Annotated in this window: 14 protein-coding genes; 8 read left to right on the top strand and 6 right to left on the bottom strand. The window is 72.2% G+C overall.

All coding sequences use genetic code 11. The features are described 5' to 3' along the window. The first annotated feature begins 8 nt into the window (after positions 1-8). Together MMF94_RS03220 and MMF94_RS03215 are read left to right on the top strand one after the other, a co-directional pair. Complete coding sequence (locus tag MMF94_RS03220) at positions 9-398, top strand: PPOX class F420-dependent oxidoreductase (RefSeq protein WP_241034718.1); 390 nt, start codon at positions 9-11, stop codon at positions 396-398. A 39-nt stretch (positions 399-437) separates the two neighbouring features. Next, positions 438-1595: a CaiB/BaiF CoA transferase family protein gene (locus MMF94_RS03215; RefSeq protein ID WP_241034717.1), complete on the top strand. Its 1158-nt coding sequence runs from the start codon at positions 438-440 to the stop codon at positions 1593-1595. 72 nt (positions 1596-1667) lie between these two features. Here MMF94_RS03215 and MMF94_RS03210 read toward each other — a convergent pair whose 3' ends face one another. From MMF94_RS03210 to MMF94_RS03185, 6 genes are all read right to left on the bottom strand, one after another. Then, positions 1668-3194, bottom strand: coding sequence for a S1C family serine protease (locus MMF94_RS03210; protein ID WP_241034716.1), 1527 nt, complete (start codon positions 3192-3194; stop codon positions 1668-1670). 88 nt (positions 3195-3282) lie between these two features. Next, on the bottom strand, positions 3283-4701 hold the full coding sequence (locus MMF94_RS03205) for a glycoside hydrolase family 3 N-terminal domain-containing protein (protein ID WP_241034715.1): 1419 nt from the start codon (positions 4699-4701) through the stop codon (positions 3283-3285). Further along, entirely contained in the window at positions 4698-5528 is an 831-nt protein-coding gene (locus MMF94_RS03200; protein ID WP_241034714.1) for a carbohydrate ABC transporter permease, read from the bottom strand. Before MMF94_RS03200 ends, MMF94_RS03205 begins: the two co-directional genes overlap by 4 nt. Next, positions 5525-6508, bottom strand: a complete 984-nt coding sequence (locus MMF94_RS03195; protein ID WP_241034713.1) for a carbohydrate ABC transporter permease — start codon at positions 6506-6508, stop codon at positions 5525-5527. The genes MMF94_RS03200 and MMF94_RS03195 overlap by 4 nt, the downstream gene beginning before the upstream one ends. Then, positions 6505-7812 (bottom strand): sugar ABC transporter substrate-binding protein, encoded by a 1308-nt coding sequence (locus tag MMF94_RS03190; RefSeq protein ID WP_241034712.1) that lies wholly within the window; start codon positions 7810-7812, stop codon positions 6505-6507. Before MMF94_RS03190 ends, MMF94_RS03195 begins: the two co-directional genes overlap by 4 nt. Positions 7813-8017: 205 nt before the next feature. Further along, the gene (locus MMF94_RS03185) at positions 8018-8737 is read right to left on the bottom strand and encodes a GntR family transcriptional regulator (protein ID WP_241034711.1); all 720 of its coding nucleotides are present in this window, start codon (positions 8735-8737) and stop codon (positions 8018-8020) included. Positions 8738-8826: 89 nt separating this feature from the next. On the opposite strand from MMF94_RS03185, the gene MMF94_RS03180 reads away from it, so the two are divergent. From MMF94_RS03180 to MMF94_RS03155, 6 genes are all read left to right on the top strand, one after another. Beyond that, positions 8827-9216 (top strand): hypothetical protein, encoded by a 390-nt coding sequence (locus MMF94_RS03180; RefSeq protein WP_241034710.1) that lies wholly within the window; start codon positions 8827-8829, stop codon positions 9214-9216. A 362-nt stretch (positions 9217-9578) separates the two neighbouring features. Continuing rightward, positions 9579-11237, top strand: coding sequence for an ABC transporter substrate-binding protein (locus MMF94_RS03175; protein ID WP_241034709.1), 1659 nt, complete (start codon positions 9579-9581; stop codon positions 11235-11237). Between the two features lie 4 nt (positions 11238-11241). Next, positions 11242-12186 (top strand): ABC transporter permease, encoded by a 945-nt coding sequence (locus MMF94_RS03170; protein ID WP_241034708.1) that lies wholly within the window; start codon positions 11242-11244, stop codon positions 12184-12186. Continuing rightward, positions 12183-13097, top strand: a complete 915-nt coding sequence (locus tag MMF94_RS03165; protein WP_241034707.1) for an ABC transporter permease — start codon at positions 12183-12185, stop codon at positions 13095-13097. The genes MMF94_RS03170 and MMF94_RS03165 overlap by 4 nt, the downstream gene beginning before the upstream one ends. Further along, positions 13094-14770, top strand: a complete 1677-nt coding sequence (locus MMF94_RS03160; protein ID WP_241034706.1) for a dipeptide ABC transporter ATP-binding protein — start codon at positions 13094-13096, stop codon at positions 14768-14770. Before MMF94_RS03165 ends, MMF94_RS03160 begins: the two co-directional genes overlap by 4 nt. An 85-nt stretch (positions 14771-14855) precedes the next feature. Next, entirely contained in the window at positions 14856-16007 is a 1152-nt protein-coding gene (locus MMF94_RS03155; RefSeq protein WP_241034705.1) for an LLM class flavin-dependent oxidoreductase, read from the top strand. The last annotated feature ends 8 nt before the right edge of the window (positions 16008-16015 follow it).

Below are 16015 nucleotides of genomic sequence, written 5' to 3'. Positions count from 1 at the left end.
TCGTTCCCATGACGTTCGACGACGAGACGCGCGCATTGCTGGACGGCCGGAACTTCGCCACGGTCGCGACGCTGAACGCGGACGGCGATCCGCACACGTCGGTGGTCTGGATCATGAGGGACGGCGACACCGTGCTGTTCTCCGTCACGGCGGCGCGCCGGAAGGCACGCAACCTCGCCCGCGACCCGCGGATCAGCCTCACCGTCTTCGACACCGCGAACCCCTACCGGTCCATCGACATCGCAGGCACAGCGGAGCTCGTCGAGGATCCGGGGAAGGCGCTGCCACGCAGGCTCTCGCAGAAGTACCTCGGTGAGGACCCGCCTGCCGAGCCCGACACCGTGCGCCGGCTGATCGTCCGCGTGACACCGCGCAAGGTCACCGGCTTCTCGGTGTGACGGCGAGGGCACGCCGCGTGGCTGGCATAGGGTCGGTGCGTGCTCGATGAGGACCACCCGGCAACCGGACCCCTGGCCGGCGTGGTCGTCGCCGACTTCTCCCGCATTCTCGCCGGGCCCTACGCCACGATGCTGCTCGCCGACCTCGGTGCCACGGTGATCAAGGTGGAGGGCCCCGGCACGGGCGACGACACGCGGACGTGGGTGCCACCCAGGTCGGCGGACGGCACGGCCACCTACTACCTGGCGATCAACCGGGGCAAGCGCTCCATCGTGCTCGACCTCGCCGACCCTGCCGACATCGACGTGGCACAGCGGCTCGCCGCGCGCGCCGACGTGATGATCGAGAACTTCAAACCGGGCGGTCTGGCGCGGTTCGGGCTCGACCACGAGACCGTGGCGGCGGGGAACCCGCGGATCATCTACTGCTCGATCTCCGGCTTCGGCACCGCTGCCGGGGCCGCGCTGCCGGGCTACGACCTGCTCGTGCAGGCCACGTCCGGGCTGATGAGTCTCACGGGAGCTGCCGACGGTCCGCCCTACCGCGCCGGCGTGGCCGTGTTCGACGTGATCACAGGGCTGCACGCAGCCGTCGCGATCCTCGCCGCGCTGCAACACCGCGAGCGCACCGGCGAGGGGCAGAAGCTGGAGACGAACCTGCTCTCCGCCGCGCTGTCGGGGCTGGTCAACCAGACGTCGGCCGTGCTGACCGGCGACGTCGTGCCCGGACGGCTCGGCAACGCCCACCTGAGCCTGTTCCCCTACGAGCCGCTTCCCACCGGCGACGGGGAGCTGATCGTCATCGCGGCGAACGACGGTCAGTTCCGCAGGCTCGCGATCGCGATCGGTGCACCCGAGCTGCTCGAGGACCCCCGCTTCGGGTCGATGGGGGAGCGCAACGCCCACCGCGACGAGCTACGTCCGTTGCTGCTGGCCCGCCTCGCCACCAAGTCGGCGCAGGAGTGGTTCGACATCCTCGCGCCTGCCGGGGTGCCGTGTGGCCCGATCAACACCATCGACGACGGGCTGGCGCTTGCCGAGCGGCTCGGACTCGACCCCGTGGTCGCACCCGGAGGCGTGCCGAGCGTCCGCAACCCGGTGACGTACTCCGCCACCCCACCGTCCTACCGCCTGCCGCCACCCGCGCTCGGCGAACACGGGGCCGAGATCCGCGACTGGCTGCTCGGCGACTCCTGACACCCCACACACGGCGACGCCACCTCCACGCAGCTGCGTGAAGGTGGCGTCGCCGTGTGTGGGGTGCGCCGGTCAGTTGCCGAAGGGGTTGTCGTTACCCCCGCCGTTGCCGCCGCCGCCGTTGCCGTTCCCGCCGCCGTTGCCGCCGAAGGGGTTGCCGCCGAAGGGGTTCTGGCCGCCGAAGGGGTTCTGGCCGCCGAAGGGGTTCTGGTTGCCGCCCTCGTTCTGCCCGCCGGCGGTGGTGGGGCTCTTGTCGGGCTGGCTGCCCAGAGTCACGTTGACGGTGCGGGTGTTGCCGCTGCCGTTGGAGATCGTGAGGGGCACCTGCTGGCCGGGGGCGTAGGAGCCGATCCGGGCGATGAGGTCGGCGAAGTCCTGGACCTGGGCGTTGCCGACCTTGGTGACGACGTCGCCGGCGGCGAGCCCTGCCTGTGCGGCCGGTGAGTCGGCCTGCACGGCGGCGATCGGTGCGCCCCCGCTGGCGTCCGACGCCGTGGCCGACGCGTTGCCCTGCACGCCGAGCACCGGCTTGGTCGCCGTGCCGGTGTTGATGAGCTCCTGCGCCACGCGCTTGGCCTGGTCGACCGGGATCGCGAAGCCCAGGCCGACGCTGCCCTCGCTCTGCCCGCCGCCGGTCGCGATGGCGGAGTTGATGCCGATGACCTGGCCGTCGAGGTTCACGAGCGGGCCGCCGGAGTTGCCCGGGTTGATCGGGGCGTCGGTCTGTAGGCCGTTGTAGACGACGCCGGTGCCGTTCTCGCCCTGAACCTGGACGGTGCGGTTGAAGGCGCTGACGATGCCGGTGGTGACGGTGCCGGTCAGGCCCTGCGGCGACCCGATCGCGACGACCTGCTGGCCCACCTGCAGGCTCGAACTCTGGCCCAGCGTGGCCGGCGTGAGACCGGAGACGCCCTGCAGCTTGATCACGGCGAGGTCGTAGCTCGGCGCGGTGCCGACCACCGTGGCGTTGTGCTGGCTGCCGTCGGCGAGCGTCACGACGATCTGCCCGGTGGAGCCCGCCACGACGTGGTTGTTCGTGAGCACGTCGCCGTCGGCGGTGAGGATCACGCCGCTGCCCTCGGCCGAACCCTGAGGAAGCTCGACGCGGATGTCGACCGTGCTGGGCATGGCCTTCTGGGCGGCCGCCGCCACCGTGCCCGGTGTGGCGTTGGTGGACGCGGGGCTGGCGGGGGAGGAGGTGAGGACGGTGTTGACCGGCTGGTTGCCCGTCAGGGCGTAGGCCCCGCCGAAGGCGGCCCCGCCACCGACGAGTCCGGCGATCAGCGCGGCCGCGACGATGCCGACCATCGCGCGCGGCTTGCGCGGCTGGTGTCCCGGCGTGGGCGGCGGCGGTCCGTACGGGAAGCCACCGGTCGGCGGCGGGTATGCGGCCGTGGAGTGCTGATACGGGTTGCCCGCCGGCTGCCCCGCGCCCGCGTAGTTCGATCCCATTCCGCTCGCTCCCGCGGGGCTCGGGCCCATGGCAGGTACGGTGTTCTCCGGACCGGGCGCGTACGACTGCGCGGGGTGCTGGTCGGTGCGGGGGCCATCGGTCGAGGCGCTCGCGTCCCGGCCCTGCTCCCTCTGCTCGTCGCTCATGAGAACGACGATGCGCCCGGAACCTGGGAACTGCCTGAGGAGTGTCTGGGAAACCGCACGAAAATCCTGCCGGTCACCCCTGCTCTCCTCACCTTCCCATCAGCAGTTCTGCAGCGACATCGGCCTGCGCGCGCCCGTCGCCCCACACCGTCACGGATGGGGCCGGGGGTCGCCAGCGGTCCGGCATCCCGACATGGACGACCACCGCGTCGGGCCGGGCGTCGCGCACGGCGTCCAGCGTCGCCGACGGGCCGGCGACGACGGCGACGAGTGGCCTCCCGGCTTCGGGAAGGTCCCGCCCGCCCGCGGTGGTCCCCGGGTCGTGTCGGCGCAAAGCCGCAGCCAGCCACGGCTCCCGGCGCCGCCCGGCCGCCACGTTCGCCGGACCCGTGAGATCGAGCAGATACGGGGCCGCCCCGACCCGCACGTCCCCGCGCACCTCCACGACGCGCCGGACGATCTGCCTGCCGAGGCCGTCGGCGGGTCCGTCCGCCGAGACCGCCGCCCCGCGCACCCACTCCGCCAGCTGCGCCACCCGCCGCCCGGCATCGGCGAGGCGGTGGCGGGTGAGCGTGCCGTCGGCCAGCGCGGTGAGCAGGGCGTGGCGTACCTCGAGGTAGACGGCTTCGTCGTCGTAGCCGTTGGCGGGGTTGCCGATGCACACGAGGTCGACGCCCGCCGCCACCGCGGCGACCGCACCCGGCCCGCGTCCGACGGTGCCGGCGATCGCCTCCATGTCGACGGCGTCGCTGATCACCACGCCGTCGAAACCGAGTTCGCGGCGCAGCAGCCCGAGCAATGCCGCGCTCATCGTGGCCGGTCGGTCGTCCAGGGCCGGGAAGAGCACATGTGCAGTGAGCACGCAGCGCACCCCGGCCTCGACGGCCGCTGCGAACGGGGGCAGGTCGCGCGACCGCAGCGTCGCCAGGTCGGCGTCGACCACGGGGAGCGCCCGGTGCGAGTCGACGGTTGTGGAGCCGTGGCCGGGAAAGTGCTTCGCCGTGGCCGCCGTGCCGGCGCCCTGCAGCCCCCGCACGAACGCCCCGGTGTGCCGTGCCACGAGGTCCGGGGTGGCTCCGAAGGACCGGATGCCGATCACCGGGTTCTCCGGCTCGGCGTTGACGTCGACCACCGGCGCGAGTGCGATGTCCACGCCCGCCGCCCGGCACTGACGCCCCATCGCCGCGGCGACCGCCTCCGTCACGCCGACGTCGTCGAGGCGGCCCAGCGCGACGGCGCCCGGCCAGGACGAACCGCCGAGGTGCTCGAGCCGGGTGACGGCCCCGCCCTCCTCGTCGGACGCGATGAGCATCCCGGCGCGCCGGTCGTGCAGAGCGGCGGTGAGCTCGGTGAACGCCGGTCCGACGTTCGAGGCGAAGACGCACACACCCGCGAGCCCGCCGTCGACGGCTCGCGCGAGCCAGTCGGGCACCGTCTCGCCGCTGAATCCGGGCAGCAGCACGGCGTCGACCAGCCGCCCGTCCGCGCCGGCCGCGTCGGGGGTCACCCCTTCACCGCCCCGGCCACGAGCCCGTCGGTCAGCCGCTTCTGTGCGATCACGAAGAACACCATGACCGGAACCGTGATCAGCGTGGAGGCCGCCATCACCGCGCCCCAGTCGGTGCCGTACTGCCCGAAGAAGCGGCGCAGCCCGACGGCGACGGTGTAGTTGTCCTGGTTGGCCATGAACGTCAGGGCGAAGATGAACTCGTTCCACGCCGTGATGAAGGAGAACACGCTGGTGGCCACGAGGCCCGGGGCCACCAGCGGCAGCAGAACGGACCAGAACATCCGGCCCCACGACGCCCCGTCGAGGTAGGCCGCTTCCTCCAGCTCCACGGGCACCGCGGCGACGAACCCGCGCAGCGTCCAGATCGCGAACGGCAGGGAGAACGCGAGGTAGACGACGACGAGCCCGAGCAGCGTGTCGAGCGCCCCGAGGCTCCGTGCCTGGATGAAGAGCGGGATGACCAGCGCCTCCACCGGCACCATCTGGATGATCAGGATCATCACCAGCACCGATGTGCGGAACCGGAAGCGGAACCGGGAGACGGCAACGGCCGCCAGCAGCGCGAGCAGGGCGCCGGCGAGCACGGTGCCGAGCCCCACGAGCAGCGAGTTCATGAGATACCGGCCGAAGCCGCCCTCACCGATCACGAACGTGAAGTTCTCGAGCGTCCACTCCTGCGGCCACAGTGAACGCGACCCCGCGTTCGCCCGCCCGTTGAGCGCCGTTGCGACCATGAGCCAGACCGGGAAGAGCGTGAAGACGAGCACCGCGGCCACCCCGAGCCCGCGCAGTGCGCGTCTCGTCGGCGAGGCATGACCCGTCACAGCTCCTCCTCACGGAACAGCAGCCGCAGATAGCCCACGGTGATGATCAGCAGCAGCGCGGTGAGCACCACGGCGATCGCCGCGCCGAGCCCGTAGCGGTTCTGTGCGAACGACTCGACGTAGGACCACGTGCCGAGGTTCAGCACGTCGCGGTTGACGCCGTCGCCGCCGGGCATCAGGTAGATCTGGGTGAACACCTTGAAGTCCCAGATCGTCGACAGCACCGTCACCACGGCGAACACCGGCCGCAGCATCGGGAAGGTGACCGACCAGAAGCGCCGCCACGCGCCGGCGCCGTCCACGATCGCGGCCTCGGTCACCTCCTGCGGCACGGTGAGCAGCCCGGCCAGCACGGTGAGCGCTACGAACGGGAAGCCGTGGTGCACGACGTTGAGGGCGGCCACCGTGTAGAAGGAGAAGCGGGAGGCGAACGGGTTGGTGGTGGCGGCGTCGGCCAGGCCGAGTGCGTCGAGGACCTGCACCGCGAGCCCGTCGCCCGGGGTGAACAGGAAGACCCAGACGTAGGTTCCGGTGACGGCTGGCACGGCCCAGGCCAGCATGATCGCCGTGGTGACGACGCCACGGGTGAACGGGCGCAGCCGCGCAAGCAGCAGCGCCACGAGGGTGCCGACCACCACCGTCAGCGCCACCGCCACCACCGCGAACACGACCGTGTTGGGCAGGACCGTGCGCCACAGGTCGCCGTCGCCGAGTAGCTCGACGTAGTTGTCGAAGCCCACCCAGCTGGTGCGGCCGGACACGAGCTGCCGCAGGCCGAAGTCCTGCAGCGAGATCACCACGACCTGCACCAGCGGGTAGAGCAGCAGCCCGCCCATCACGAGCAGAGCGGGCGCGAGCAGCAGCCAGGGCCGGGCAGCCCGGGCCCCGGTGTGGCGGGAGCGTCGGGGGCGCGGGCCGGCGGTGGCCGTCCCGCGTCCCGGACGGGTGCGCTCCCGGAGCGTCGTCACGACGTCGGTCACGCTCCGCCGGCGAAGATCTGGTTCATCTCCGCGGCGGCGGACGAGGTGGCCTGGTCGACGGGCGTGCCGTTGAGGATGGCGGCCATCATCGCCTGGACCGTCTTCTTGCCCTGGACCTGCCCGTAGAGCGGAGTCACCGGCACGCTGCGGCCGGCCTCCACCATCTGCTTCGCGAACGGTGCCACGAGCGGATCGGACGACTGCGCGGCCTCCTGCAGCAGCGCGGTGGTGCCGGGGAAGAAGCTCGACTCCGTGCCCCACTTCTCGGCGAAGTCACCGGTGCTCATCAGCTGCACGAGCTGCCAGGCGAGATCCTGGTTCGGGCTGGCCTCGAAGATCGACAGGTGTGAGCCGCCCAGGAACGACGGGGCGAGGCCGCCGGTCGGGCCGGGGATCGGGAACGCGCCGATCTTGCCCTGGAGGTCCGGCGCCGCCTCGATGATCGCCTTCGGCGTCCAGCTCCCCGAGATGATCATCGCGGCCTGGCCCTTGGCGAACGCGTCCTGCAGGTCGGTCTCCTTCCAGGTGGCCGCGGCAGGAGTGGAGAGCCCGTGCTTCAGCGCGAGGTCGGCGTAGGCCTGGATGCCCTGGCGCGCCTGGGGGGTGTCGAGGGCGCTCGTCCAGTTGCCGCCGTTCTGGGTGGCGATCTCACCGCCCGCTCCCCAGATGAACGGGTAGACGCCGTACTCGTTGTCGCCCGCGACCGGGAACGGGATCATGTCCGGGCGGGCGGCCTTGATCTTCTCTCCCACCGCAGCCAGCTCGTCCCACGTGGTGGGCGGGGTGACGCCGGCCTCGGTGAAGACGTCGGTGCGGTAGACGATCGAGCGGACGCCCGCGTACCAGGGCATCCCGTAGAGGGCGTCGCCGACGGTGCCTGCCTCGGTCAGGCCCGTGACCAGGCCGTCGGACAGGCCCGCCTGCTGGACCCGCGCGGTGAGGTCGGCCAGCGCGCCCGCGTCGCCGAACTCGCCGGTCCAGGTGGTGCCCACCTCGGCCACGTCGGGCGTGGTGCCTCCGGCGATCGCGGTGACGAACTTGTCGTGGGCCGACGCCCACGGCACGTACTGAACGTCGAGCGCGGCGCCGGTCTGGTTGCGGAAGGCGGTGGCCAGCTCGTCGAAGAAGGGACGGGCGTCGGGGTTGGTGCCTTCCATGATCCAGACGGTGAGGGTGCGATCGCCGCCCGCGTCGGCAGCCTCGCCGCCCCCTGAACCGCCGCAGGCGGTGAGGGCCAGCGCCGAGGCGGCGAGGAGGGCGGCGACGCGGACGGTGCTACGCCGCGCCCCCCGGGATCCGGGCATCGACCACATGGGTTCCCCTTCCGATGGGTGCAGCAGAGCAGACCGCTCATTGAGACCAGAGGTCTAAATGTCCGGAACTGTAGCGCTCGTCACCCCTGCGGCGTCAAGACCGCGCTGGGCAATCATGAGGGCGAAGATCGGATGACACCGCAGGCCACGGCGGGCGCGCTCGGTTCCCGGGCGAATCGCGGGCGCGGGCCGGGGGTCAGGACGGGAAGATGTCGACCATGATCCGGTAGCGGTCGCCGCGGTAGACCGATCGCACGAACTCCGCCACGCGCCCGCCGTCCACGCGGCAGGTGCGTTCGAAGCAGAAGGCCGGAGCACCCGGCGCGATGCCGAGCGCGGCGGCGTCCTCCGCGCCGGTCAGTGCCGCCTCGGCGGTCTGCGTGCCCGAGACGATGCGGTGGCCGAAGCGCTGCGCGAGCAGTTCGTAGTAGGAGCGGTCCTCGAGATCGGCACCGGTGAGGCCCGGCACGAGGTCGCCCGGGACGTGCAGGTCCTCCACGGCCATGGGTTCGTCGTCGGCGAGCCGGAGCCTGCGGACGTGCAGCACCGGGGAGCCCGCGGGCACCTCCAGCAGCGCAGCCAGCATGACGCCGGCGGGTTCGCGGCTGCTCGAGAGCGTGCGGCTGCCCGGGCGCAGGCCCCTGGCGCGCATGTCGGCGGAGAACGAGTTGGCCGAGAGGCGGTGGGCCACCTTCGCCGGAGCGACGAACGTGCCCGCACCTTGGCGGCGCACCAGGAGTGAGTCGGCGACCATTCCGTCGACCGCGCGGCGCAGCGTCATCCGGGCGACGCCCAGGTCGCGTGCCAGGTCGCGCTCGGCCGGGAGTGGTTCACCGGGCGCCATGGCGGCGATCAGCTCGCCCAGGTGCGCGCGCAGCCGCCTTTGTTTGTCGGTCTCGCTGGGCGGCGCGCTCATAGCCCATTGGTACACCAAGGATCGTGTCCGGGGCCAACGCAACGCCCCAGGTGGTTGACAGCGTGATTTGTCAGGATCATCCTGACGCGATGTTCGATCTCGACGCGGACGATCCCGTGGCCATCGCCCTCACCGTCGACGTCACGGCAGCGGCAGGCGCGGTGCAGGTCGCGGCGGTCACCGAGGCGGGCCGGCAGGCCGACGCGCTTCTCGGGGAGCCGCCCTTGCCAGGCAGCGTGGAATGGCATGCGGAGGAGGGCACCGACATTCCCCTCCGGCGCGAGCGGGCCTGGCAACTGCTGCAGCTGCGCATCGGGCTCGGAGCGGGGATGGACCCGCTGCCCGTGCTCATCGGGTTGCGGCGTCACGGCGCCACCTGGGAGGAGATCGCGCACGCCGCCGGTGTCACCCGGCAGTCCGCGCACGAGCGGTGGGCCGGACGGGTCGCCGCCGTGCTCGACCGCGAGGTGGCCGGCTGAGGACCGTGACACCCGGCTGCGGTGCACCCGGCGAGCGATGTCGTGCGCCGGAAGCGCTCCACGTCACAGGAGCGGCTCGTTCTGCCGGGTTGATCGTCCGCGAGCCATTACGTACCGTCCGATCCATCCGTCCGAGAGACGTGGTTCGACGGCGCCGTAGCACCCTCGCCCTGCGATCGGGTGCCCTGGCCGGAGTCGAGGGGGGCACGTGAGCTCGTTCTACCGCGGGACCGGCTGCCGCCACCGCTTGCACATCGACCTGCTGCGCGTCGCCGGAGCCTGCTGTCGGGCCTGAGCCCGCCCGGCCCCTCTGCTCTCTCCCCGACTGTCGCGGCCGTCGCCGCGGAAAGTGGCACACCCTCATGTCCGCATCGGACGTCAGTTCTTCCCCGACGACATCGATCTCCCGGCCTGCTCCCCGCCGCCGGCTCGCCATGCCCGTGCTCGGTGCGGTCGCGGCGCTCGTGCTGGCCGCGTGCGGGAGCGGTGGCGCGGCGCCCGGCGGCCCTGCCGCCGCGGGGCCACCACAGCCCGGCGGCACGCTGCGCTTCGCGGTGGGCAGTGACCAGGGCTGCGTCGATCCGCAGCAGGTGACCAGCAACGACTCGATCTACCCGATGCGCCAGATCGTCGACTCGCTCACCGACCAGGACCCCGTGACGGGGGAGATCAAGCCGTGGCTCGCCACCGCCTGGCAGATCAGCGCTGACGCCACCTCGTACACGTTCACGCTGCGCGAGGGGGTGACCTTCAGCGACGGCACCCCGCTGGACGCCGACGCCGTGGCGGCCAACCTCGACAGGGTGCCGCACCTGGGTGCCCGTGCCCCGCTGGCGAAGAGCTATCTGGCGAGCTACCAGGCCACGACCGTGACCAGCCCGACGACGTTCACGGTGTCCTTCAGCCACCCCAACGTGCAGTTCCTGCAGGGCACCTCGACGTTCAGCCTCGGGATCCTCTCGCCCGCCTCGGTCGCCCAGAGCGATGACGAGCGCTGCGCGGGGGTGGTGGGGTCGGGTCCGTTCGTGCTCGAGAGCTACACCATGAACCAGTCGACGGTGCTCACCAAGCGGGCCGCCTACGACTGGGGCTCCGCACTGTGGAAGCACCCCGGCGAGGCCTACCTGGACAGCATCGAGTTCCGCGTCGTCCCCGAGTCGGGCGTCCGGACCGGGAGCCTGCAGTCCGGCGAGGTCGACGCGATCAGTAGCATCGGCCCCCAGGACGAGGCCCCGCTCACGGCGGTGGGAGTCAAGCTGCTGGCCAGGGCGAACCCCGGCATCCCCTTCGGGATCTTCTTCAACCTGCAGAAGCCGATCGTGTCGGACCCGGCCGTGCGGGACGCGTTGTCGCTCGCGATCGACCGGCCGGAGGTGGCCGCCGCGGTCTACACCTCCCAGACCAGGCCGGCGACCGGTGTGCTGGCATCCAGCACGCCGTCGTACGCCGACGCGTCGGCGCAGCTCGGGTTCAACGCGGCGGAGGCGGCCACCACCCTCGATGCGGCGGGCTGGGTCCCCGGGCCGGACGGCATCCGGGCCAAGGCGGGGGAGCCGCTCTCGATCGAGCTGACGTTCTTCGCCAATGCGGCCACGAACAAGCCTGCGCTGGAGCTCATCCAGCAACAGGTCAGGAAGGTCGGGATCGACCTGCGGCTGCGGGAGCGGCCGATCTCCGACCTGACGCCGGTGCAGCAGAGCGGTGACTTCGAGGCGACCTGGGGCAACACGACCCGCCCCGACCCGGACGTCCTGCGTACCTCCTACTCCACGCAGAGCGCCAACTTCTACCGGCTCCCGCCGGGGCCGCTCGACCAGGTGCTGGCCGCGCAGGCAGCGCAGCCCGACGCGGCCGAGCGAGCCGGGCTCGTCGGCCAGGCACAGGGCCTGCTGTTGCAGCGCGACTACGCGGTGCCGGTGGTGGAGCTGACCACGGTGCTCGGCGTCGCGGAGAACACCCACGACGTCACGTTCGACGCGTCGTCGCGGATCGTCCTGCACGATGCCTGGAAGGCGGAGTAGCGCGATGGCGATCTATCTCGTCAGACGCGTCGCACTCGCGATCGGGGTGCTCTGGGCGGCGTTCACGGTCTCGTTCGTCGTCCTCTACCTGCTGCCCGGCGACCCGGTGGCCACCATGGCCAGCGGCGGGCTCGACGGCGAGCCGCTCACCCCGGAGGCGCTCGACGCGCTGCGCGCCCGCTACGGCCTCGACCAGCCGTTGATCGTGCAGTACGGCACCCGCCTGTGGGACGCCCTGCACGGCGACTTCGGCACGTCCATCCAGTCGGGCAAGGACGTCGGGGAAGCGATCCGGGAGGCCCTGCCACCGACGATCCAGATCTCGGTGGCCGGCCTGGCCTTCGCGATCGTCTTCGGCGGGGCGGTGGTGCTCGTCGCGACCTACACGTCGGCCCGCTGGCTGCGGCAGCTGCTCATGGCCCTGCCGTCGCTGGCCGTGTCGCTGCCGGTGTTCTGGGTCGGGCTGATGCTGGTGCAGGTCTTCTCCTTCCAGCTGCGGCTGTTGCCCTCGGTGGGGGCGAAGGGGCTGGAGTCGCTGGTGCTCCCGGCGATCACACTCGGCCTGCCGACCGGCGCGCTCGTGGCGCAGGTGCTCGCGAAGAGCCTCTCGGCCGCCCTCGACGAGCCCTACGTCGTCACCGCACGGGCCAAGGGCGCCGGACGCGTGGCGATCCACCTGCGGCACGCGCTGCGCAACGCGGCACTCCCGGCGCTCACCGTGCTCGGGTACGTGGTCGGCAACCTGCTGGCCGGCTCGGTGGTGGTGGAGACGGTGTTCACCCGGCCAGGGCTGGGCAGGCTGACGGTCTCGGCCGTGAGCGTCCAGGACATCCCGCTGGTGCAGGGGATCGTCGTCTTCGCCGCCGCGGTGTTCGTCGCGGTCAACCTGCTCGTCGACCTCATCTATCCGGTGCTCGACCCCAGGATCGCGACGGGAGCGGCGGTATGACCCAACTGCTGATCACAGAACCCCTGGGCGAGATCCCCCCGGGTTCGACCACCGCACAGCCCGTCGCCGCGACGCCGCGGGAGCGGGTGGCCCGTGCGCTGCGCTTCTTCGTGCGCAGGCCCGGGCTCGTCGTGTCGATCGTGTTCGTCGTGCTGGTGCTGATCGCGGCGTTCGCGCCCACGGTGCTGGCCGGCGGCGACCCGGCAGCGGGCGTGCCGGCGGACAAGCTCCAGCCGCCCAGCGCCGCCCACGTGTTCGGCACCGACTACCTGGGCCGCGACGTCTACACCAGGGTCGTCCACGGGGCGGCGCTCTCGTTGCAGGCCACGGTGATCGCGGTCGCCGTGGCGCTGGTGGTGGGTGGACTCATCGGCCTGCTCGCCGGGTTCGTCGGGCGGTGGGTCGACGAGGGCCTGATGCGCGTGGTCGACGTGCTGATGGCGATCCCGGCGATCCTGCTGTCGCTGGCCCTGATCACGGCGCTGGGCTACGGCACGATCAAGGTGGCGATCGCCGTCGGCATCGCGAGCGTGGCGAACTTCGCCAGGGTGATGCGGGCGGAGACGCTGCGGATCCGGCAGTCGACCTACGTGGAGGCGGCGCGCTCGGTGGGGACGCGGTGGCACGTCACACTGGTGCGCCACGTGCTGCCCAACGCGGCCGGGCCCGTGCTGGTGCTCGCGGTGCTGGAGTTCGGCCTGGCGATTCTCGCGGTGTCGTCGCTGAGCTTCCTCGGCTACGGGGCGCCGCCGCCGGCTCCGGAATGGGGGTCGCTCATCGCGGAGGGCCGCAACTACATCGCCGCCTCCTGGTGGCTGTGCGCGATGCCGGGGTTCGCGATCGCCGCGACCGTGCTGTCGGTCAACCGGATCTCCCGCGCCCTGGACGGGGAATGGAGCCGGGCGTCATGAGCGGGTCGACCGAACGCTCCGCGTCAGCCGAGCCGTTGCTGCGGGTCGAGGGCCTCGACGTCTCCTACCGGACGGGCGGCGGGCTGCTGCACGCCGTTCGCGGTGCGTCGTTGACCGTGGCGCCCGGCGAGGTGGTGGCGGTCGTGGGGGAGTCGGGATCGGGCAAGTCCACGCTGGCCCAGGCCGTGATCGGGTTGTTGCCACCCAACGGAACGGTGGCGCGGGGAAGCATTCGGCTCGCCACCGGACATGGGCCGGTCGAGGAGCTGGCGGGCTTGCCGGAGAAGGCGATGCGGTCGATCAGGGGACGCCGGATCGGGCTCGTCCCGCAGGACCCGACGGTGTCGCTGAACCCCGTGCAGAAGATCGGCACGCAGGTGGCCGAGGCGCTGCGCGTTCATGGGCTGGCCGACCGGCGGCGGGCGGCGATCGACGCGGTCGAGCTCCTGGCCAGGGCCGGGCTGCCCGACCCGCGGGTTCGGGCCGGGCAGTACCCGCACGAGCTGTCCGGTGGGATGCGGCAGCGGGTGCTGATCGCGATCGCGGTGGCGGCGAACCCCGGGCTCCTCATCGCCGACGAACCGACCAGCGCGCTCGACGCGACCGTGCAGCGCCGCATCCTCGACCACCTCGAGGAGCTCACCCGCGAGTCCGGCACCGCGGTGCTGCTCATCACCCACGACCTGGGGGTCGCCGCCGACCGGGCGGACCGGATCCTCGTGATGTCGGGCGGCAGGATCGTCGAGGAAGGGCCGGTCGGCTCGATACTCGCCGCCCCGTCCGACCCGTACACGCGCACGCTGCTGGCGAGCGCACCCGGCCTGCGACCCGCCTCCACGGCCCCGGCACCGGCCCCCGCGGGCGAGCCGCTCGTCGAGGTGCGCAACCTGGTCAAGGACTTCCCGCTGCCCCGGGTGAACGGCAGCCGAGGCGTGCTGCGCGCCGTCGACGACGTCAGCTTCACCATCACCCGCGGGGAGACGCTCGCGCTGGTGGGCGAGTCGGGGTCGGGCAAGTCGACCACGGCGCGGCTCGTGCTGCGGCTCGCCGACCCGACGGCCGGAGAGGTGATCTTCGACGGGACGGACATCACGAGAGCGAAGGGGAAGGACTGGCGGGAGCTGCGCCGGCGCGCACAGCTGGTCTACCAGAACCCCTACGCCTCGCTGGACCCGAGATTCAGCGTCGAGGACGTCGTCACCGAGCCCCTGCGGGCCTTCCGGGTCGGATCGGCCACCGAGCAGCGGCGACGAGCCGCCGAGCTGGTGGAGAAGGTGGCGTTGCCGGCGTCGGTGCTGGTGCGCAGGCCCGTCGAGCTCTCCGGCGGCCAGCGCCAGCGTGTCGCGATCGCGAGAGCGCTCGCGCTCTCACCCGACCTCGTAGTCTGTGACGAGCCGGTGTCGGCGCTCGACGTCTCGGTGCAGGCACAGGTGCTCGACCTGCTCACGGAGCTACAGGCAGGTGCCGGCTTGGCGTACCTGTTCATCTCCCACGATCTCGCCGTGGTGCGCAGGGTCGCGCATCGCGTGGGCGTCATGCAGGACGGGCGGCTCGTGGAGCTGCGCCCGACCGCTGAGCTGTTCGACGCCCCGGGTGAGGACTACACCCGAGAGTTGCTCGCCGCCATCGCCGGGCGGCGCCGCGGCGCACCGACCCTGGAAGTGGGCACATGACGACTGTGACGACCGTTCCGACGCGAGCCGTGGAGCGCACCGCGATCCATCCCGGCCGCACGACCTCCCGGGAGGAGACGCTGGGATGACGAGTCACCCGGAGCTTCCCCTGTCGATCCTGGACCTCGCGCCGGTGCCCGCGGGCGGCACCGCGGCCGACGCGATCCGCAACTCGATCGACCTCGCCAGGGCCGCAGATCGAGCGGGCTACAACCGGTTCTGGGTGGCCGAGCATCACGGGGTCACCGGAGTCGCGTCGTCGTCGGCGCCGGTGCTGGTCGCGATGATCGCCGGGGCGACCGAGCGGATCCGGGTCGGTTCCGGCGCGGTGCTGATGCCTCCCGCACTGCCGATGGTGGCCGCCGAGCAGATGGGGGAGATCGCCGCCCTGCACCCCGGACGGATCGACCTGGGCCTCGGGCGCACCGGGCCGTCCCGGCGCCGGCCGCCCGCTGCGCAGGCGGCTTCTCCCGCTTCGGGAGGCAACCCGCCGCAGGACCGTGTCGTCGACGGCCTCCTGATCCCGGCCCCGGCCCCCGGCGGCGGGCTCCCGGCGCGGGTGACCGTGCTCGCACCCCTGCTCGGCATCAGCTTCGACACCGCATCGGCCGACTACGCGCAGCAGGTGACCGACATCCTGTCCTACCTGGACGGCACGGCGATCGCCGCCGACGGCCTCCCGCTGCACGTGGCCGTGGCCGAGGGAGCGGATCTCGAGGTCTGGGTGCTCGCGGCCGGCAGTGGCGACAGCGCGACGACGGCGGGTGCGGCCGGCCTGCCGCTCGCTGCCGCGTACCACGTCGTGCCGTCGACCGTGCTGGACACGGTCGAGGCGTACCGCGCGGCGTTCCGGCCCGGGACGGGTCCGCGCCGCCTGGAACGGCCCTACGTCGCCGTCTCGGCCGACGTCGTGGTGGCAGATGACGACGCCACCGCCGAGGAGCTCGCGGCGCCCTACGGGCAGTGGGTTCTCGGCATCCGGAGGGGCATGGGCGCCGAGCCGTACGTGACGCCGGAGCAGGCGAGAGCGCGTGTGTGGACGGACGAGGAACGGGCCGCGGTGGCCGACCGGGTGTCCACACAGATCGTCGGCTCGCCGTCCACGGTGGTGGAGAAGCTGTGGACGCTGGCGCGGGTGACCGGGGCCGACGAGCTGATCGTCACCACGATCACCACCGAGCACACCGACCGGGTGCGCAGCTACGAGCTGCTCGCGAAGGCCTGGGCCACTGGATGAGGAGGCAT

The organism is Pseudonocardia alaniniphila (assembly GCF_022524485.1).
GTDB classification, from domain to species: Bacteria; Actinomycetota; Actinomycetes; order Mycobacteriales; family Pseudonocardiaceae; genus Pseudonocardia; species Pseudonocardia alaniniphila.
This window is presented reverse-complemented; position numbering and strand designations above follow the sequence as displayed.

What these genes read in the sequence shown, in the direction of transcription:
- MMF94_RS03220 (WP_241034718.1), top strand. Translation starts at nt 9, where the DNA reads ATGACGTTCGACGACGAGACGCGCGCATTGCTGGACGGCCGGAACTTC.
- MMF94_RS03210 (WP_241034716.1), bottom strand. Translation starts at nt 3,194, where the DNA reads ATGAGCGACGAGCAGAGGGAGCAGGGCCGGGACGCGAGCGCCTCGACC.
- MMF94_RS03190 (WP_241034712.1), bottom strand. Translation starts at nt 7,812, where the DNA reads ATGCCCGGATCCCGGGGGGCGCGGCGTAGCACCGTCCGCGTCGCCGCC.
- MMF94_RS03185 (WP_241034711.1), bottom strand. Translation starts at nt 8,737, where the DNA reads ATGAGCGCGCCGCCCAGCGAGACCGACAAACAAAGGCGGCTGCGCGCG.
- MMF94_RS03180 (WP_241034710.1), top strand. Translation starts at nt 8,827, where the DNA reads ATGTTCGATCTCGACGCGGACGATCCCGTGGCCATCGCCCTCACCGTC.
- MMF94_RS03175 (WP_241034709.1), top strand. Translation starts at nt 9,579, where the DNA reads ATGTCCGCATCGGACGTCAGTTCTTCCCCGACGACATCGATCTCCCGG.
- MMF94_RS03170 (WP_241034708.1), top strand. Translation starts at nt 11,242, where the DNA reads ATGGCGATCTATCTCGTCAGACGCGTCGCACTCGCGATCGGGGTGCTC.
- MMF94_RS03165 (WP_241034707.1), top strand. Translation starts at nt 12,183, where the DNA reads ATGACCCAACTGCTGATCACAGAACCCCTGGGCGAGATCCCCCCGGGT.
- MMF94_RS03160 (WP_241034706.1), top strand. Translation starts at nt 13,094, where the DNA reads ATGAGCGGGTCGACCGAACGCTCCGCGTCAGCCGAGCCGTTGCTGCGG.
- MMF94_RS03155 (WP_241034705.1), top strand. Translation starts at nt 14,856, where the DNA reads ATGACGAGTCACCCGGAGCTTCCCCTGTCGATCCTGGACCTCGCGCCG.